Raw genomic sequence first — 20,526 nt, forward strand, 5'->3', positions numbered from 1 at the left:
CTTAGCACTGAGTGAAGCGCTGGGCCGCAAGGAAGGTATGGCCAACCAATACGGCAATATGGGTAATGTGTATCGAGTACGCGGTGAGCTGGATGCCGCCCTTAAGATGCACCAACACAGCCTGTCACTCAATGAAGCGCTGGGCCGCAAAGAAGGCATGGCCAACCAATACGGCAATATGGGCCTTATCTATCAGACACGAGGTGAGCTTGATACCGCCCTTGACATGTACCAACAAAGCTTAGCACTGAGTGAAGCGCTGGGGCGCAAGGAAGGCATGGCCAACCAATACGGCAATATAGGTAATGTGTATCGAGTACGCGGTGAGCTGGATACTGCCCTTGAGATGTTCCAAAAAAGCTTAGCACTGAGTGAAGCGCTGGGCCGCAAGGAAGGTATGGCCAACCAATACGGTAATATAGGCCATATCTACCGTGAGCGCGGTGAGTTGGACAGGGCTAAAACGATGTGGTTAAGGAGTTTAGCGCTATTTGAAGAAGTGGGGTCCGCCCCACAAATAAAACAGACTAAAGCGCTGCTAAATTCATTGGCTGAACCAATACCAGAGGATGATTAACATATGAGTTGGTTTTACAATCACAGCATTGAAGTGCAAGTTGCACTGATTACATTACTTATTGCAGGCATTGGGGCTTTATTTACCGTATTACAGTATTTCAAGCGCTCTCACCACAAAGCAAAGACCACACAGTCGGTTGCAGGCGATAACAACAAATCTGTGCAGGTTGGTGGCGATAGTCAGGGTGATATTAATATTAAATAAGGTAACGGCTATTTCGAGTAGCTTGAGCGCATCCGTCCAATATATTTTTATATCTGGTAGCTAAGCTAATACACATCGGGGGGCGTGGTTTGCCACACCGTCCCTCAGACGCTCACCTAGCGTGCGTGTAACGCCGGGTGAGAAAACGACACCCCTTGCCAACCAAACTTTATAAAGTTTCTAATATTGCCATGATCGCTGCCCTGTGGATTTTGCAGTACGTCCTCTCGATAGTAACGTCCAAAACAGTTTAGTGTTGCTCTCTCATCGAGTCGATGTAACTTCGCAAAAGCCAATATCTTACATGAGCCAAGGTTGGTCCCTGATTCATTATGTTGCTCGCCATTGCTAAAGGCCACAGGAGTAAATTGGTAATAGCGGTCAATCAATGCAATAGTTTGTTCAAATTCAATGTCCTGCGCATTCGCACTCAACTGTTTGATAAAAGCATTAATGTCTAACGAGCTTAGTGTATGTGTCATACATTCTCCTTGGTGAAAAACCAACTCTACCATTTACACACCGCCATTATCATTATTTAGTTTAAAATACCGTATTTAACATCGTAAATTTCAACTTAAGCCAATGTTACGTAAGGATTTGTGCTAAACTGAATAAGAATACATTTAAGGAGATAATGATATAGCGTGAGCAGAGCCCAATTAAGCCAAGATGAAAATCTATCTTTTAAAGTCCACTATCAACTCCTACCCAAAGAGACCAGTCAACTCGACCTGTATTTTTCAATCCCAACTGATATGGGGATCAACGAAAGTACGCTCAGTGAGGTAGATTTTTTTAATGCCAATATAGAAAGTCACAGTGCTTACTATTCAGAGCAACTGCATTTACCACTGGTTCATAGTCGTTTCATCAGTCAAAACAAGGGGCAAAATACCGATTATCGACTCAACCTCAACCTGTTTTGTTACCAAATTAAAATCGCCCTTGATTCCGATGTAAAAGCAGTGCTGCAACTTAAAGAGCCTGAAGAGTTCTTCCCCGCTGCTGCGATGTTAGTTGAGCAAACGGATCGTCTGCTTAAAAAGTTAAGACGCTACACGCCTCCCGATAATAAGCTGAAGTCTTACTTTCAAAATGCCGATAACTACCTCAGTTGGCACACAGAACAAGCTTTTTTGAAGCTGCTTGCTAATGGCCCAAAATCCAGTGAGTTTAGTGAAGAGCGAGCTGTTCTTATCGAATTTTGTCAGTTAGAAAATCAATACCGAACGGATCAGACATACAATTCGCAAGTGACCTTGGATGACCCAAATCGGATCAACAACAAAATGAAACTGCTTGCTCGGCTTATTGAATACGGGGTGGTGTTCAATAAACAAACAATTGATTTAACGCTCAATTTAAGACGATTGGTGAAAGGTCTGGTAACTGGTGTGATCATGGCATTTGTGATGTTTATCGTACTCAATGCCCGTTCTAACTTTCAAGAAGTGACCGTCGCACTCATCGCTTTGCTCGGTGCTATCTATGGACTCAGAGAAACCTTCAAAGAAGACCTCACTCAGTGGGCGTGGCGTATAATTCAAAGGGGCCGGCCAAAGTGGCGCAATAGATTTAAAAGTTCAGTAAGTGATGACATTGTTTGTACGCAAACCATCTGGCTCGAACATATTCGCAAAAAAGACTTGCCCCACGAAGTGACTAAAATACTCAAACAAAGAAGACAGCAAAACAAACAAGCCGCCAACTTAATGCATTTTTGCTGTAAGAACCAAGTCAATGTCAGTGAGTTCTTGCCCGGATACGATGAAGTACAACAGCGTATTACCTTTAACATGGCCTCATTTGTTCGCTACTTGAAAAAAGGGGCAGGAAAACTGTATACCTTAGATGGCCAAAAAGTGTCTAAAAATTCCGTAGAGCGCCGCTATCAAATTAATCTTGTGCTGCGCTTTACAACAAAGGAAGGCATGCAACTTGAACGTTATAAGCTCACCATGAATCGCTCGGAAATCGTCGCCATTGAGCTTATGGAAGAAGGTATTGAGGATGATTAACGAAACTTAATCAGTGGGTGTCACGCGGTTGGCGCAACTCGGTTGGCGCAACTCGGTTGCCGCAACTCATCCGTTTAGAAAGTTGTAGGTTGGAAAACAGCAGGCACCTTGCAACAAATTATTACATGCATCTGCTAGCCCACGATTAATAAATAAAAAAATACCGAACAGTGTAATGTTCGGTATTTTGTGCTTTTCGATTTAATGTCTAGGCTGCCCGCTTACGCAGTACTAGTAACGGTGCCATCAGAAGCAACCAGAACACACTACCGCCGCCACTGCCATCGGAGACTGGTTTGGTCACACTCACATTTACTATTCCTTGAGCCTGCGCACCAAATTCATCAGCAATCACATAGCGGATGGTATCCATTCCTACGTACCCTGATTTTGGTGTGTATCTTATTAAACCGTTACTCATTACAGACACACTCCCCACTTCTGCGCTCGCTGATATCACCGTAATCTCATCCATTTCAGGGTCTGTATCGTTGCCAAGTACATCGATTAAAATGGTGGAAATGTTATCTCCAGAAGCGATATTTGCGTTTGCCACCGGTGGCTGATTTTCAGCGACTGAAATAATCACCTGAGCTTCTCCTATTCCACCCTTACCATCACTGATGCGATAGGTCAGCGTATCATCTCCCGCAAAACCGCTTTGTGGCACATAACCAATGGTTTTACCGTCGTTAATAAATGTACGGCCATTTAGCGCACTTGCTAAAGTCACGCTCAGTTCATCTCCGTCTGGGTCTGAGTCGTTTGCCAGCACATCAATCACCACCAGACTACGATTTGCTGTTTGTGCATTATCATCAACTGCTATTGGCGCCATATTGCCAACTATGGTGATAGTGGCACTACTAAAGCCCGTTCCGCCCTGAGCGTCACTGATGCTATAACTAATCACGTCAATACCCGCAAAGTTGGTAACCGAAGTGTAGCGAATGAGCTGCTCGGGGGTAATTTCCACACTGCCAAACTGCGCACTGACATGCACGATACTCAGCGTATCTCCGTCACTATCCGTGTCATTTGCCAGTACATCAAACTCAGCACTACTGTTCCATGGCATAGTAAAGGTATCTTCATTGGCAACTGGAATTTGATTGCCAGATGAATAGACCCCAACACCACTTGGGTCGACTATTGTTCCGTTTACCTCTGCATCAGCATCATTTGGGCCCCCATCTTCAACTTCTAGCTGTATGCACCAGTGCCCTTCTGTCATGCCCAATTGCCATTGTTCTCCTCCAGGAGGTGGACAATAACCAGGTTCACCTGCACTGCTGAACACGCGGTTATTCGCATCTTCAACGAAGTCTTTCCACCCTTGCCCTTGCGTGAACTTACGGTACACGGCGTTTGCTGGAATTGGTAGCCTTTGTGGGAGTACTAAACGATATGTTTGTCCGGGTTCTGGTAGTCCATAAGCAATATAGTCAAATATCCCACCAACATTAGACACTCCGTCATCATCGCCAATGGCAGCTTGCTGATTATCAGCTTGAAGTTGCAGGCCACCTCGATTATTAAGCGCCGCCACTGCTCCTTTTCGTAAACATACGCCTGGGTCACCTTCGGCAAGAAAACCAACCTGATTTACCACTTGTTCGGGCACGACGTTACATTCATTAATCGCATCCAAATAATCCGCAATCCCATCACCATCTTCATCGGCATAACCTTCGAGACTATCGGGGATCAAGTCACCATCTTCATCATCATTTCCCAGTGTCACAAGTTCGGTCACCACATCAATATAGACCGTTTCTTTTGCACTTAGCGATGGCACGCCATTGTCAGACACCGTCACAACCACCGAGTAAACCCCTGGTTCAACATTTGATGGGTCAAATGTAAATGTGTTATCACTGGTACTTTGCGCGGTGAGTGATGAATTCCAACGACTGCTCAGTACGTCACCTTGATTGGCATCTTTCGCTGTAGCTGTAACTGTAACCGCCCCTTCTGCTTGACTTACGGTAAGTCTATTTTGCTCATTTTGCATCACACTCAGCTCGACCATCGGGGCAATATTCCCTTCCAGAATACGAATGGTTGTTGTACGTTTATTACCAAAGTTACCAGTACCACTAAGCGAGACTTCTACTGTTTCAGGGTCTTCGGCTAAATCATCATTGAACACTGTGAACTTAATAGGTGCAATGGTGCCACTGGTGAACGTTACACTACCCGCTTGCGCATTATGGTCCTGTGAATCTGCCGTTCCTGAAATGCTATATGCTACGGTTAGTGGGTAACTCGGGGCTGTACCGTTAAGAATCGCATACACAGTCACTTCGTTACCTTCAGTAACCACCTGATTTTTACTCAAAGAAATAATCGGGTGAATAATGACTGTTTGTTTCGCTCTTGTTTGTAAACCTTTACTATCGGTTGCTTGCCAATAAACATTATTAACCCCTGCTGGGAATAGTGACGTCTGCTCAACCAAGGATACAGGCACAGGATTACCCAAACTATCTACCGCAGACGCTACACCCAAGTCTACTTTGGTATATAGACCAACCGCGTTAGTTTCAATATCGTCAGGTAGTGTCAATATAGGTTTATCGTCATCTGATGGACCAGTGATCCGTAAATCAACATTGGCTGTATCTCTACCTTTGTTACCGTCAGAAATTACGTAGCTAAGTTGTACTTCACCACTAAATCCACTTAGAGCTTGATAGCTTAATGTGTCATCAACAATGCTCACACTACCAATGCTGGCATTAGCACCTACAATATTTAAACTATCACCATCTACATCCGTATCATTATTAAGCACAGCTAAGCTGTAAAGATCACTATCACTAAGCACCTGTGTTATTGCATCATCTACTGCCACTGGCGCATCATTCACAGGCACTACGGTAATATTAACTACCGCAGGCTCTGAGGTTAGCTCTTCATCGCTGGCCGTGTAGCTAAAGCTATCTTGCCCGTTGAAGTCAACGTTTGGTTGATAAGTCCAACCATTGTTTGAAGTGCTCAGGGTTCCATTTTCAGGCGCGTTAACTATCGCAAAACTCAACGTATCTTGCTGCTCATCTTCACCTTTGGCGATAATCGCCAGCGTTGAGTCTTCGTCCACGCTCAGACTTTGTGCGGTCGCCACAGGTGCGGTGTTTTTCTCCACTACAGTTAGATCAAATGTCAGACTGGCAGACAAACTACCATCACTTACCGTGATCACAATATTTGTTGTACTACCCACATCACTTTGCGTTGGAGTACCTGACAGCTCGCCCGTGCTGGTATCGAATGTCAGCCAGCTCGGTTGGCTACTCACGCTAAACGTTAGAGTGTCACCATCAACATCACCAGCTTGAGGGGTAAAGCTATATAAGCTGTCTTGTAATGCAGTTGTATCAGGTGACCCCGAGATAGTAGGTGCATCATTGATGTTAATCACCTGAATACCAAACGCTGGTAAACTGGCGGTCAAATTGTCATCTGATACCGAAATAACAATCCCCGTAGTAGTACCCACATCATCGTTTTCAGGCGTTCCACTTAGTGTGCCTGTGCTGTTATCAAAACTTGTCCAACTCGGTTGGTTAACGATACTAAAGATCAGTGTATCTCCATCTACATCACTGGCTTGAGGCGTGAAGCTATAACTAACGCCTTGCTCTATTGACGTTGTCGGAGTACCTATGATCGTCGGTGCATCATTCACATCAGTAACACTAAGATTAAAGGGTGCCAAGCTTGATGATAAAACACCATCAGATACGCTAATTACTATGCCTGTCGTCGTGCCCACATCACTATTAACTGGATTGCCCGTCAACGCACCGTTGGCAGTGTTAAATGATGCCCAACTAGGTTTGTTTGAGATGCTGAACGTCAAAGTATTCGAGTCCACATCCTGAGCGCTTGGTGTGAAGCTATACGACCCCCCTTGTACTACAGAGCTTGGTGGAGTTCCTGAAATGCTGGGCGCATCATTAACTGCACTCACATTAACCGTGACCGTATCGGACACAGTAGCAAATGCACTATCTGTTAATTGAACCGTTACAGTACGCGTTGTTGTTGATGGAGCATCAGAGCTATTTTGGTAGCTAAGTGCACGCACCAATTCTTGTGTAATTGCATTGGTGCTGGCAGTTAAGTTCACCATGAGGCTATTACTGCCAGTAACAACACCATCGTTAGCCGTGCCACTGCTATCCGTTAGACTACCTACGACGGTATTCTGGTAACTTAATTGACCGCTACTAATGCTAAAGCCCCCTATCGTACTGATCATCAATATATCCTGAGATAGGCCATTGGTAGTAATGGACGCAACAAGCTGTGCTCCGTTACCCTGCCAACTTGTATCCCCATCGGGGTCATTTACCGCAGCTTGCACATCTAATGCTCTCGGCCCCGAATTTTCAGAGTAACTTAGCGTCTGAGCCATGGCTAAAGTGGGCGATGCATTTTCCGTCAGTGTAATAGTAACACTCTGTGTACCCGACTCTGTCGCATTACCACTCTTAATAGAGTCAATATCCACAACAACTGTTTCATTGTTATCTGCCGTTGGTGCATCATCAACCCCAGTCACAGAGAAAGTCTGAGAACCACTGGACGCACTGATGGTCACACTGGTGCCAGATATGCCGCCTGACAATGAATAGTCCGTGCCACCACCTGTTGCCGTGCCACCAAAACTCAATTGCACCACAACATCATCTGGAGCATTAAATACTGTGCCAGCAGCATCTACTAATGACAGTGAAACCACCGCTACCCCAGCATTTTCAGCTATGTCGGTGTTATCGACAGTCATTGCAACATTAGCCGCTACAGTAAATGTGTAGCTAGTATTATCATTGATCCCCGCAAACTCATTACCATTTACATCAGTGATTGCAGAAGGCGCAACCTGTATCGCATAACTTTCTCCAGCAGAAAAGTTTGAGCCTGGATTAATTGTGACCGTATCAGCGCTGATAGACGCAAAGCCTCCGTTATCTCCTGCGGCTGATGTGACCTCAAAGTTTTCTATAACGGTTGATGAAGCCGTGCTAATCAACATGATACTACCACTACCAAAGGCTACATTTTCAGAGAACTTGAGCGTAATACTGCCACTGACCGAGTGCCCATAACTTCCGTTTACCGGTGAAGAATTTGCCACATCAAAGGTCGGTGCAACGCCGTCAATCACAATAGCTTTGTTGGCAGATAACGAATTAGCTGTGCCTGGTGTAGCAAGCGTTAAACTCGCTGCGTTACCCGCTGTATCGTTGATAGTGCCACCACTTAATGCCAACGCACTGGTAGATACATATGCCAAATCGCTACTAGAATCGCCGGTTTGCACCGTATAAACAAAGCTCAATGTAGTACCACCAGAGCCACTGCTATAACTAGCAGCTCTGTCTGTCGCCCCCGTTTCTAACGTTAACGTGGGCGTACCTGTCACACTCACCGCCTCACTGAACTCAACCGTAATGGCGATGATGTCACCTACGCTATACGTACCATTTGCTGTACTTGAAGACACACTGCTTAGCGTGGGTGCAACCCCATCAATGACCAAAGCTTTATTTGCCGACAATGAGCCCACAGCGCCCAGCGAGGGCAATGTAAGCGACGCAACATTGCCTGATGCATCACTAATAGAGCCACCAGCAAGTGCTAAAGCAGACGTGGATAAGTAATCTAGATCACTGCTCGTGTCACCAGATTGTACCGTATAATTAAAACTCAGTACGGTACCGCCAGAGCCACTGCTATAAATGGCCACCGTGTCATTAGTTCCCGTTTCTAAAGTAAGCTCAGGCGTGCCTGTTACCGCCACTGTGTCATCAAAAGTAACGGTTATAGTGAGCACGTCCCCAGCTACATAAGTACCATCAGTTGTTGTTGAAGAAACACTACTGACCGCAGGCCCAACACCATCAATCACCAGCGCTTTATTGTTGGAAAGTGAATTTGCAGCCCCAGGAGTTGGCAGCGTCAAGGTAGCCGCATTGGTGGCAGAATCAGTAATCGTTCCACCAGCCAATGCGAGCGCTGATGTAGAGCCATAAGCTAAGTCACTGCTTTCATCACCAGATTGCACTGTATATGTGAAAGTAAGGATAGATGTGCCACTACCTGAGCTGTATGCAGCTGTTCTATCCGTGGCCCCTGTTTCTAAGGTTAAAGTGGGTGTGCCAGTTACACTAACTGACTCTGTGAATGTCACCGTAATTGATAATGAATCACCCGTTTTGTATGTACCATCCGCGTCACTAGACGTCACACTACTTACAGTAGGCGCGTCCCTATCTACTGTATGAGCTTCACCATTAAAGGTCGCAACATAACCGTTGGTGTTATTACCATTACCAAGTCCATCTACAATATTGGTGTTAGCATTGAGATCTAACCGCAGGCTACCAGTACCGGTAATACTACTTACCGTAATATCCATAGAAGAACCAGACGATGCCGATACACCCGAAACCGTTCCACTTGCATCACCCGTCACCGTAGTTACAGTAAAGTCATCGATAGAAACATTCGCAACTGACTCATCAAAGGTAATGGTGTATGTGAGTGAGGAGTCTGATGCTCCATGTGTGCTCGATAAATCCAAAGAACTGACAACAGGTGGTGTCGTGTCAGACACAGCCGCTTCAAAGTCTATGGTGTCAATCTGCACAAAGGTAACAAAAGCACTTTTACCTGATGTGGTAAACCGTACCTCATCAATATTTTGCCACTCACTGTCGAAGGTGAGTACACCATCATTGTAACTATTATTCTTAGTATACGTTACGGAGTTAGCACTATCAGATACTTGAAAATCAATGGTATCAGATACCACACTGGCGCTATCTCGATAACCTGTGATGGTAACCACGTAGTTAATACTATTGCTTACGGCACCGCCCTCATTACTGATACTACCAGCTTCCATAGACACCAATTTAAACTCATCTCCACTGGAGGTTTTAAAGCGAAAATCAATATCGCCCGTCGGCGCATCCAAGGTGCCGCCATCAGACATATGATAAAGCAAGATATTGTCTGCATTTTGGCCATCTGCCGTACCAAAGTTGTCATTGCCAGTCACCGAATCATTGTAGCGAGCCATTTTACCTGTTGCAGGAAGGTTATGAGAGTAAGTCACACTATCAAAGGTTACTGGGTTACTTAATAAAGCTGGACCACCATTTTGAAAGGTAACATCATTTGGTGCCACCAAAACACCTTGAAAGCCTTCGACCTTTTCTGCTAACTGCCAACTATCTGAAAGCCCATTTGAAGAGTATTCCAAACGCCAGTCACCATCACTTTCAGGGTTCCCTGTTTTATTGGTTGAAGCATAAACAGTGCGATTAAGTCGCTTACTTAATACGTCTACAAATTGCTTTCCTTCCCCCACAGCCAAATCACACCCGTATAGAAACAAGCTGCCTGTTGCCGTAAGTTTCGTATCAAAGAGAGTAACTAATTGATTGAACTCTTTGCTATCAACATGGACTGTTTTCCCGTTAATTAGCAGCCAACCAGGGCCACCATGAGAAAACAGGTGAATCGCGCCATATTGATGATGGGGAGTATCTGCCAATAAAGTATCAACAGCCATGATATTTGAGCTTATTGAAAGCGCCTCTAATACGCGCTTACTTTGAACTTGTGAATCAATAACCAATAACTGGTTATCATTTATTTCATCTGGCTGTTGTGCAAATACATTTAGGCAAATAAAGCACAGTAGCAACCAAGTCAAAGGCGCTGGTCGCCGTTTCACATTAATCATATAACACCCCATTTTTACACGAAGTATGTCTCTATTTGGTCAAAATTTTTATGCTTGGCTACATGGCAAAATACTTCACCCTTTTAGCTCAATCTATTTTGCTTTTAGAGGCTAAAAAATCATATTGCAACACTTTTCACTGCTCCTTATAAGGACAAATTTAAGCCGCTTTACTCTGTCGGCAATCCACCTGAGTTAGAAACAATTTAGTGCTCTATTGATCGGTAGTTCTGGCGGGGAATTGAGCGCAAAGTGTCGCTTCTGTGACTCTAGTACATATTTGATAATTATCAATATTATCGACAGCGCCCAACATCCATAATTGAAAAAGATGCTTTACTCGTTGTGAGCAAAATACATTCGCTACAATACGAAGCGTAAAGCATGCAAAGGGGTTGTTCATTCTTCACTCATTAAGTAGAGACTAGGGGTCAAAAGGCGCAGTACGATATGCACAGCATTTTTAGTGGCTGCCGTATTTATACTGTTCACTGACTACCGAACGACTGTTTGCTTTAACAGAGCCAGACCATAAAGCACGACACTCTAATATCTAAAATGCTTAAATAATATTGGTCAACTCTCCAACGCTCTCAAAACCACTAGCTGGTGTTTCGTAGTGAGAAGCAAAGTTAATCAACACATATCCTTGAAGTACACCTTGCTCTTCACATACAAGCAGTCGGTGACTGGGAGAGTTCATATTTTATTGAAATGAGACTGCGTAAATGTCGACAACACATAGTCAGAGCAAACCCGCGTAATACCTTCGTTTGCATAGGTTTCTAACCAAACTTTTATTGATAATGCAGCTAAGCTAACACTATCGCAATAGGTTGCTTCCCTTATAATACTTCCTCAATGCATCGTGAGTTGTGCCTACCCAAAAACATGGCTATTTGTGAGTCAAGGGTTTGAACGGAACCTGCTCCACCTAGGGCTGGCGGCTAAGCAACAAGTTGCTGCCAGATACTGCTAAAAAGGATGCGCATATCCTGTTAAAGCGCCTTACCATTTGTGGCTTTGAGAACCAATGCCGTAGATATACCCCGAATACGGCATAGATAGATATCGCAGCCATTTCCAATAATAAGAACGTAAAGCCCAAAGTAAAAAATTGCGCATTCACATTTGCTGAAACGTCTATAAACTGCGGTAAAAACGCGGTAAATATGAGTATTGCCTTCGGGTTGCCCGCAGCCAATACAAATTCTTGCTTCATTAAAGAAAGGTAATCTCGGGTGCTTCCCCGTTCCATCGCAGGGCTTGCCTGTGAACACCAAAGGTTAAAGGCAATCCAGAACAAATATGCTACGCCTATTATTTTGATGTTGAAAAACAAAGTCTCCGATGCGTATAACACGACAGCAAGACCAGAGGCTGCTAATACTATCATCACAGAAAATGCTGCTATTCGACCAAGACCTGCAATAAATGCAAACTTGAAGCCATAGCTGCGAGCATTATTCATTGATAATAAGTTGTTTGGGCCCGGTGCCATATTGAGCGCAAAACACGCAGGTATAAAGAATAATAACTTCCAAATTTCCACTACCTTTCCTCCATGAAGCAAAACAGTATAAAACGCGGCAATACTACGAATTCGTTTAATGCATCTTATTATGCATGTACCGTTATTCTTACGCCAGTTAAGGTCTGTACAACATCGGTGAGTTTGCAAAATAAGATAAGCCGTCTTGATGTATTATTCATGCAAAGCGCAGACGTTGATATCATGTATGTCTGTATTAAATTACAAAGTCATACCACTTTATAGCCAATTCTTCATATCTGGCAATAAAGCCATTTTTTTTCGCCATATATAACTCATTATCATTAGCGCATTGGCTCGCGGCTTCTTGTTTTATGAGCGCATACATATTCGCCACTCTAGGGTGTGCAATGAGGTATTCTTTAAAAGCAAGGTGTCGAGATATATCCTTGGAACCTGACTGAAAGGCATGAATATGATGTGAGCGTTTGCTGCCTCCTTTTTGATAATAACGGCGCCCAACGATGCCGTTTTCTCCTTTCACTTCATACCCTAACCTTCTGAAACTATAAGCTTTTAAATCCAACTGTTCAACATTGGTTACTTCTACGAGAATATCAATGATTGGTTTAGCAGACAATCCCGGTACTGAAGTGCTACCTATATGCTCTACTTTTACAGCAAGCTCACCAAGCATTGAGCTGAGCTTTTCCTTTTCTAATTGAAAGAGGTTTGGCCAAGCAGTATTGTAAGTGACAACTTCGATGATTCGATTGCTCACGCTAGTCTTACCTTTCTTAGCTAGCACCTATTAAGAGGCTTTTTAATCGTTTAAGAAGAAAACACACTCTACCCTTAAGCGCTTCCCTACAGACCATAAAAAGCCCCTCGAATTGGGTACTATATACTTTTAACTATTTATTACGGGCCGTAAATTCCATTTGCCAATTAACTTCCCATGTTTTCCCATCATCCTCAGAAAATGCTTGCTCCCATGTGGGTGCCTCTGGATTTGTGCCGTTCCAAATAAATCTCACTTTAATTGCTTTGCCGTTGTACACTTCGTTTGCATAAAAGCACCCAACACCATCAACGAATTTTCCTACAACTGGGGTATCTAAACAATTTGGATTACGCCCATCTAACCACCAAATTGACCACTCTCCAGTTTGAGAGTTATAAGAACGTATGGCCTTTGCTCTTATAGATGAATCAGGAAAATGAAGGTGGTTGTCTTCAATATTTCCAAATCCACCGAGAGTCTTAACGGTTGACGACTGTCCGTCAAATTCAATCCACTGCTCACCACCATTTAATATATCTCTTAGTCGGCGATGCTTAACATTCCACTGCCCGATAATGAAATCAAAATCTTTTGGCGCATTGGGCTCTAAGTCCATTAACATTATCCTACCTTGTGCGTTGTTCTAATTCTGAAATACAATAGCACGCAACTGTTTTTTTATACAGTAGTTAATGACGAAGTTCGACAATATAAGACCCGAACGTACAAACAAACCAAAGTAGAACAAGCCTCTGTTAATTAGACTATTATTTACAGAGCGCCGAAAAAACTACAACTTAAGGGCGTAAACTTGTGGGCACAACCCCCAGCCATGGTGTTCCCCCTCACTTTTGAACGCACTGCTCTATACGGACTAGCTGGTATAAAGAAGCAGCTTCACCTCTTTCCAATCTTTATGTAGTACGTAAGCTGGGCCCACTAATTTGTGCTCATCGCTCATGTGACCAACCATTTTGTAAACATAATTTATGTAACTTTTCTGCTGAGACTGACATTGTAAGATTCCAATTATGTATAACATGTGCTTCAGGTTAAAAAATTAGAACCGACAGCGCTACGACACGATGTCGTAATCATTATGTCAATAATATTTTTTATTTAATTCCAATGCTATAAGTCGAGAGAAAGGGCAACTCCCCCCGTCTCGAGCATTAGCAAACATTTTCCCAAAATGGTTATTTATTTGTCGTATTCGATATCAGAAACGCCAGCTGCTTTGAAGATTTTGTGGGGACTATTTCTGTTATTTCGTAGCTGGCTAAACCTTCTCTATAAAAAGGATCTTGGGCTAGCACCTGATTTAATACCTGACGTTCAGATATGGAAGAGATGATGACACCGCCCGTTCTCGGCTCCTTACGGCCCGACAAAATAAAATAGCCCTTTGCATATTGCTCATTGAGATAATCGATATGTTCGGGAATAAAACGATCAACCTCAGCTAGAGGTACTTGATAGGTCAAAGAAATTATAAACATACATAATCCTTGTATTTATCGTACTAAAATTACGAAAATGTATTAGAACTAAAGCTTATCTAGTAGAGCCAATAAATTCTCCACACGCCTTCCAACACTCTAAATAGCCGATGGAAACAGAACGTAATGACATTCAAATCCGAATCGACTTGCTGTTAAGCACCTTTAGTCATGATCAGTAATATTTCTAAAAGATACTTTCTACTGGGCAGACTCACTTATAACTCAACAATTTCTATAGTGGCTATGGCGCCACGTTGGGGAGACACTCTATGCACGTTAATAAACTAAGTCCAATGCCTTCTCGTAAACATGAGACGTTTTTGAGTGCTTAAAACCAACACCAGGGTAGAAAGCATGTGATCTATTCGAATTGCGTTAGATCTAACAACGAGTCTTTTTACACCTTGATCTTTACTCCAGTGTTGCGCTGAGTTAACCAAAGCCTGTGCTATGCCATCGCGACGAAATTCTGAGCCTACCACCAGGCCTGTAATTTCTGCTGTAAAACCGGACTCAAGAAATAGCCGTTATTCAACCACTATCCAACCACAAACACTTGAAGCACAAAGCGCAACAAGTACACAATGCAATGGTGAGTTCACTAATTCTGTTAACCAATGTTTAGTATCATCGTCATTGATTTCATATGAGAAACCCTCTCTAGCCGGTACTATTTCAAATTGTATCGTATTTTCCATCTTCCTAACTCACAACCGGAGGTTAACAATAACTTATGCGAAGGGAACACTCGCTTACTTTAGCGCTTCGTTGGCGCTATTACGCAACAAACTTGCACATACCCAAGCCAAGCGGCCTTCCTGTTCGACTGCTATAACCAAATTTGGCATAAAACTCTTCTTTACCGTAGGCTGCCAGCAAGGCGATAGTTGCCCCAGAAACTGCATTATCCGCCAAAAATAGTTCAATTTTTTGCATGACAGCTTTACCTATCCCGTGGCTTTGATAATCAGGGTCAATAATTATGTCTTGAAGGTAGAAATACATTGCACCATCACCGACGATACGACCATAACCAACAAGTTGCGATTCAACATAAACACAAACATGAAAGATAGAATTATCTAGGCTTTTTTTAACCATTGTTGACTCTGGGTTTTTCCAGCCGATCTTAGCTCGCAAAAGCATAAACTCATCAACATTAGGAGCTTGATTTGTAAAGCTCAACTCCATGAAATCTCCGTATTTTTCTAGTGCAATGTTGTACTAAACAGCGCCAAATGATTGATTAAAAATTAGCAGCAAAAGAGCACACTCTTCACTATAGCGCTTTCAATAGAAAGGCATTTATTGCTTGGCAATGACACTATTTGAGTAACGTCTCATTGGATTAATGCAACCTCTTTACCATCGACTAACAACTTATAATCTCTTGTCATATCTTGAAATTTTTTTGGTCAGAACACTGCAATATCCATATTTGTCCTTTCGGTATAAAACGCTTAATAAAGGGTGCATAATGCTTGGATTAAATTAATGATAAAAAGAACACAAGCTAAGCGTTTTACATCCTCCTAGGCTGAGTGGTTGTTATATGTCTTTGAACTCAGGCTTTAATAAGCCAAAGCATTTTAAATCGTGAAATTCATTTTTCCAATAGCCACTTGAGCGCCGAATACCCTCTTCCCTAAAGCCTAACTTTTCTAACACCGACTCTGACGCAACATTTCCAATCATGGTATCTGCTTGTATTCTATATAATTCACCAAACGGTGCGTCTGTAGAAAACGCTAATTCAATAACTTTTTGCAATGCCTCGGTTGCAAAACCAAGCCCCCAGTAATGTGGTGCTAACTCGTAACCTATACCAGCACTTTTCATTTTAGGGTTTAATGAGTTTAAGCCACAAGTGCCGATTAACTTGCCTGTTTCTTTAACTCGGATAGCCCATCGGATACCATTTTTTTCATCGAAACGTTTGTTAAAAAAATCAATTAAATCTAAAGATTGTTCTTCAGTTTTATATACATCAATATCGTAATATTTAACCACATTACTATCGGAGAAAATCTCGAACAAAGCGGGCCCATCCACTTTCGATAGTTTATTGAGGATTAATCTCGAAGTTTCTAATTCTGGAAATTGCATCTAAATTTCCCTTAAGATATAAAGCCTCATTACAAGACTAAAATGAGTGATGAAGGCGCACAAACCAAATGTTCACACCTTGCTATAGCTGGCTTGTTATAACTACGTTACGACACAATCGACTTCTGTCTCTACTAACCACTTTTCATCAATAAATCGACTTACCTCAACAAAAGTACAAGCGGGTTTGGTAGTTGAAAACAACTCTGCGTGTACTTGTGCAGCCTCTTCTCAACGAGAAATGTCAGTGAGCATAATTCGGGGTCTAATCACATTTTTAACATTGCCCCCAGCCTCTTCAATTGCTGCAATTGAAAGTTCGAGACTGTATTTAGTTTGATGATATATATCACCGATATGAAGCGTTTCACCGTTGTTGATTGGAGCTGTCCCAGAAAACGATATATAATTTCCAACTCTACAGGCGCGAGAAAAACCAATAAGCTCTTCAAGATGAGAACCTGAAGTAACTGTTTTACGCATATTCTTCCTTTGTTGCTGCAACATTTGTTAAACGACGCAAAATTCTTGCCTATATCTCACTATAATGCACTGACTATAGGCATCACATGCTAGATCTCAGTTCTGATAGAGAATTAAATGCTTCTGATTCTGTGACAGGTATTACACCTATTGAACCAGAGATAGATATGTAATTTCCACCACCGCCAAAATTGTCAAAATCAATGTCGAAACGATAGAAGTACTGCTTACCAGGCTCCACTTCTACTGTAAATTCAAGATCGCCGGCAATCCAATTGGACAAAAAATGACCTTTAGCAATTTTAAAATGATGAGTGCCAGCAGGAAGATAAGTGTGAACATAACCGCCATTTTTCAAAGTAAACCTGTCCTCACCATTAATAAATACAGTAGGCCATGCCCCACCTTGAAAGAACTTAGCTGGACGATATAAATAAAATGATGCTTTATCATTTGGTTGAGCAAGTTCACCCTTGAATTTCTCGCCCGTTGCAACGCAACCACTTATTAAAATAGCAACAAACAAACATAAAACTCGATTTCTCATAATTGATTCCTTGGTAAGAAAAGTCCGAAGTTATAATCAGCTCTACATCAGGCGAAACCCTTAACTTTCCTCACTGAAGCAAATAAACAGCAGAATTATATTAAAAAGCTTAAAAATACCTATTAATTAGTATGCTAGGCCCGATACACCGCACTACAAAAACATCCTGGACTTGCATAATGCAAATGAATGTATGCAGCGTTAGGATTTTGGAATTGGCTTCTTAATTTAACTTCAAGCTCACTTCCTTTAGCAAGATCATGCGCAATCATCATATTGCTCGAGTCGTATACTTTCACAGATAAAAACCTATGATGTAGCATTGTAGGAACCTGATTGACCTCAAACTGAGTATTTCTAGCTCTTTCTCTAACGAGAATTGTTCCCATAGCTCTATATGCAGATTGAACATCATGGTGCCAATAAGGTATGAAAAGCACCCTTTCACCAATTTTTGCATCCTCTAGAGATACTCGACAGGGATACCCTGGCTCTTTATCTACAATCATCCATTTAGCATGATGAATAGCAAGCTCCTCATCAGATAATTCCATGTATGAGTCAAATTGCTCTTTTTTTAGCGCGACAAATCTAAATTTGGATGTCATTAATATATGTTCTCCTATTGATAATGACGCCTTAAGCCCGACTAAGTTAGGCGATACATAAGATCATGCCGTGTTTGAATTTCAACTACATCTTTGCGCTGTAAACCAACCACCAGACACAACGAACTTTGGAAAAGTATATAGTTGCTCTGATAATATCCGGAGACAGTATTCACTTGCTCAGTAAATGGCTCAGGTGGAAGCTCTACTTTGTTGTGTTCTATTTCTTGAGCAACTATTGAAGCTGCCTTCATTCATACTAAGATAGTCAACAACAGCATACTAAAATTGAAGATATTAAGTAACAATATGTAGCATAAAATTAGATGCGCTATTTAGGAAACTTACCGTATCCATCCCACTACCATTTAACGACCTATGTCATTAATAGCTGCTTTTTCGTACTCCTATGTAGCGAAATAAATCTGAGCCAAACTTTTAGCACATATTCATTGATGTGTTTGTTACATGTAGTGACCTTAAATCCGCATCATTTGCTTCAAAAAAGTTCAAGCTAGATGGTAATACCATGACTATTGCTATACTCAATGTCAAAAACATCAACGATTGTACCAATATCAACAATCTTCAATGAGCGAGAACCACTGTCATTTTATGATTTAAAAGCGGCTTATTGAGAGAGTTAAATTATTACAACTCAAAATAATATCAATCACTCCTGTGTACATTTAACGCCAAGTAAGAGGTAGAACTACTACCGATGCTTGTATTGTGTAGGGCAATAACCTCTGGTAATCTCAGTGCTACGTAATTTCATATGCTTTGTATTACGACCACAAACTCGTCCACGCCACAATTTAAAGCTACTTGATTTGAGTCGAATACGCATAAAGCGAATAACTTCAGGTTCACTTAAACCGAACTGGAACTCGATCGCCTCAAATGGGGTACGGTCTTCCCAGGCCATTTCTATAATTCTTGACTCGATTTCTGGGGTCAATTCCATTTTAAATTACCTTATTTTGAAATGACCATTGTTACGTTCAGGCTCGACTTTTGGTTCAGATAACTGATAAAAACCTAATCCCTTAGTAAACAGTGCGAAAAAGCGTTCTATAGCATGGGCTAACTGATTCTTCGCTCACTCTTAGGAATTTTTCTAAGCCAAATTTCCCTCTGTTTTTACTAAAAATATTGCTTTTTTTTCTGCACGTAACTAAAAGGCTTCAAAAAGATAAATAGATTCAACTAAAAACATACCAAATACAAATTTGCTCTCAACAATAGCAGAAAACCCTTTTTGAATGAGCGAGTTGATATGGAATATTATTCCGCCAAAAAGAGTTATATATGCATATGCACTAATAATTAGCATTGTAGCTGCTAAGTCACCATTTTGATTATGCTAAAATCGTGCAATTCTGAAGGCCATTTTCTGAAGTCTTCCTTAAGAGGCCTAAACACTATATTTAGTAAATAATTAAAAGCTGCTTGATGCTCATATCAATAAATGAGCTAGCTGTGGGAAGCAAGATAAGAAAGCATTGAGAATTGCCAATGGCTCCCATTTCTCTCAATGTACTATCAAGCTTAGGCTTATTAAAGTTTTGGAAGCCTCATCAGCTACGCTTAAGGGTGTTAGAGCTTTATTGCCTTTTCTACGCGACCAAGCACTTGTTAAATTACAGGGCAATAAACAATTAATCCACATGTCATTATTTTCATGTAACCTCATATAATTACTTGCAAAAAATCACCTAAAATTATTTTAAATTCATTTCATAAAGTTATTTTCACAATACCTTTAACAGCAATTAACCACATTTTAATGCAATAACTTTCATGTTACATCATAAAATCCACTCAAAAAAAACAAATTTAAATCACACTTTCAAAATTAAATGCAATTAAAATCACGTTAACCGGCACACACTTTAACCCCCTCATACAACCAAAAATTTATTTCGATGTAATCACATGTAATATCAAATTTTACAAATACCCCCTAATATCTCCCATGCCAATTGGCATACAATTAATAATGAGAGAAAATAAATGAGTATATATAATATAAAAAGCGCGGTATGGGGCACAGTCGGTGGTGGTGATAATGGTTCTACTAATTGTACGACCGAACTCACTAACTACCTTAATAAACGTAATAGTAATACATTTGATGTAAATTCCCACGCTCTCGGAACTGATCCCGCCTATGGTAAGCAAAAGTATTTTTCCGTACTATATGAGGTCGATGGATTAGCAGGCATTTTCACTGCAGTATCAAAAGATGGCGAACAAGTAGTACTTGAGGTGGGTAAATAAGCTATCAGCCTCATTTATATTTATACGGGGACTGTATTTAGCTCTTAACGCAATACACACAACGGTTGGTGTTCCAACGGTTGGTGTTCCAACGGTTGGTGTTCCAACGGTTGGTGTTCCAACGGTTGGTGTTCCAACGGTTGGTGTTCCA

At 41.8% G+C, this 20,526-nt stretch carries 17 protein-coding genes and 1 pseudogene; 4 read left to right on the top strand and 14 right to left on the bottom strand.

Going from position 1 to position 20,526, the window contains the following annotated elements; all coding sequences use genetic code 11:
- On the top strand, nt 1–577 hold a 577-nt coding region (locus BIW53_RS13005), incomplete at its 5' end, for a tetratricopeptide repeat protein (RefSeq protein WP_139158846.1).
- 3 nt (nt 578–580) lie between these two features.
- Nucleotides 581–784: a hypothetical protein gene (locus BIW53_RS13010; RefSeq protein WP_070992448.1), complete on the top strand. Its 204-nt coding sequence runs from the start codon at nt 581–583 to the stop codon at nt 782–784.
- 116 nt (nt 785–900) lie between these two features.
- Here the strand turns inward: BIW53_RS13010 and BIW53_RS13015 are convergent, their stop codons facing one another.
- The gene (locus tag BIW53_RS13015; RefSeq protein ID WP_070992449.1) at nt 901–1,266 is read right to left on the bottom strand and encodes a HopJ type III effector protein; all 366 of its coding nucleotides are present in this window, start codon (nt 1,264–1,266) and stop codon (nt 901–903) included.
- Nucleotides 1,267–1,431: 165 nt separating this feature from the next.
- On the opposite strand from BIW53_RS13015, the gene BIW53_RS13020 reads away from it, so the two are divergent.
- The gene (locus tag BIW53_RS13020) at nt 1,432–2,805 is read left to right on the top strand and encodes a hypothetical protein (RefSeq protein ID WP_070992450.1); all 1,374 of its coding nucleotides are present in this window, start codon (nt 1,432–1,434) and stop codon (nt 2,803–2,805) included.
- A gap of 208 nt (nt 2,806–3,013) precedes the next feature.
- Here BIW53_RS13020 and BIW53_RS13025 read toward each other — a convergent pair whose 3' ends face one another.
- The 13 genes and pseudogenes from BIW53_RS13025 to BIW53_RS13080 all read right to left on the bottom strand — a co-directional run bounded on the left by BIW53_RS13025 (nt 3,014) and on the right by BIW53_RS13080 (nt 19,059).
- On the bottom strand, nt 3,014–10,570 hold the full coding sequence (locus BIW53_RS13025; RefSeq protein ID WP_070992451.1) for an Ig-like domain-containing protein: 7,557 nt from the start codon (nt 10,568–10,570) through the stop codon (nt 3,014–3,016).
- Between the two features lie 934 nt (nt 10,571–11,504).
- On the bottom strand, nt 11,505–12,122 hold the full coding sequence (locus BIW53_RS13030; RefSeq protein WP_070992452.1) for a LysE family translocator: 618 nt from the start codon (nt 12,120–12,122) through the stop codon (nt 11,505–11,507).
- A gap of 196 nt (nt 12,123–12,318) precedes the next feature.
- Nucleotides 12,319–12,843 carry a GrpB family protein gene (locus tag BIW53_RS13035; protein ID WP_070992453.1) on the bottom strand — a complete coding sequence of 175 codons (525 nt, stop codon included), beginning with the start codon at nt 12,841–12,843 and terminating at the stop codon, nt 12,319–12,321.
- 133 nt (nt 12,844–12,976) lie between these two features.
- Entirely contained in the window at nt 12,977–13,462 is a 486-nt protein-coding gene (locus BIW53_RS13040; RefSeq protein ID WP_139158847.1) for a DUF1579 domain-containing protein, read from the bottom strand.
- Nucleotides 13,463–14,042: 580 nt separating this feature from the next.
- Nucleotides 14,043–14,345: a YciI family protein gene (locus tag BIW53_RS13045; protein ID WP_070992455.1), complete on the bottom strand. Its 303-nt coding sequence runs from the start codon at nt 14,343–14,345 to the stop codon at nt 14,043–14,045.
- Nucleotides 14,346–14,632: 287 nt separating this feature from the next.
- Nucleotides 14,633–14,845, bottom strand: a pseudogene (locus BIW53_RS21290) (GNAT family N-acetyltransferase); the annotation flags it as partial.
- A gap of 30 nt (nt 14,846–14,875) precedes the next feature.
- Nucleotides 14,876–15,046, bottom strand: a complete 171-nt coding sequence (locus BIW53_RS20930) for a hypothetical protein (RefSeq protein WP_175442138.1) — start codon at nt 15,044–15,046, stop codon at nt 14,876–14,878.
- 79 nt (nt 15,047–15,125) lie between these two features.
- The gene (locus BIW53_RS13050) at nt 15,126–15,539 is read right to left on the bottom strand and encodes a GNAT family N-acetyltransferase (RefSeq protein WP_070992456.1); all 414 of its coding nucleotides are present in this window, start codon (nt 15,537–15,539) and stop codon (nt 15,126–15,128) included.
- A 357-nt stretch (nt 15,540–15,896) separates the two neighbouring features.
- A complete protein-coding gene (locus tag BIW53_RS13055; protein WP_070992457.1) occupies nt 15,897–16,454 on the bottom strand; it encodes a GNAT family N-acetyltransferase in 558 nt (185 codons plus the stop codon).
- Nucleotides 16,455–16,685: 231 nt separating this feature from the next.
- Entirely contained in the window at nt 16,686–16,937 is a 252-nt protein-coding gene (locus tag BIW53_RS13060) for a Rid family hydrolase (RefSeq protein ID WP_217495713.1), read from the bottom strand.
- An 82-nt stretch (nt 16,938–17,019) separates the two neighbouring features.
- The gene (locus BIW53_RS13065) at nt 17,020–17,484 is read right to left on the bottom strand and encodes a DUF2846 domain-containing protein (protein ID WP_070992458.1); all 465 of its coding nucleotides are present in this window, start codon (nt 17,482–17,484) and stop codon (nt 17,020–17,022) included.
- Between the two features lie 134 nt (nt 17,485–17,618).
- A complete protein-coding gene (locus tag BIW53_RS13070) occupies nt 17,619–18,092 on the bottom strand; it encodes a DUF1203 domain-containing protein (protein ID WP_070992459.1) in 474 nt (157 codons plus the stop codon).
- A gap of 715 nt (nt 18,093–18,807) precedes the next feature.
- Nucleotides 18,808–19,059: a TIGR03643 family protein gene (locus tag BIW53_RS13080; RefSeq protein ID WP_070992461.1), complete on the bottom strand. Its 252-nt coding sequence runs from the start codon at nt 19,057–19,059 to the stop codon at nt 18,808–18,810.
- 1,049 nt (nt 19,060–20,108) lie between these two features.
- Between BIW53_RS13080 and BIW53_RS13085 the strand changes: the two genes are divergently transcribed.
- On the top strand, nt 20,109–20,375 hold the full coding sequence (locus tag BIW53_RS13085; protein ID WP_070992462.1) for a hypothetical protein: 267 nt from the start codon (nt 20,109–20,111) through the stop codon (nt 20,373–20,375).
- The last annotated feature ends 151 nt before the right edge of the window (nt 20,376–20,526 follow it).

The sequence above is a fragment of the Pseudoalteromonas byunsanensis genome (assembly GCF_001854475.1).
Taxonomy (GTDB): domain Bacteria; phylum Pseudomonadota; class Gammaproteobacteria; order Enterobacterales; family Alteromonadaceae; genus Pseudoalteromonas; species Pseudoalteromonas byunsanensis.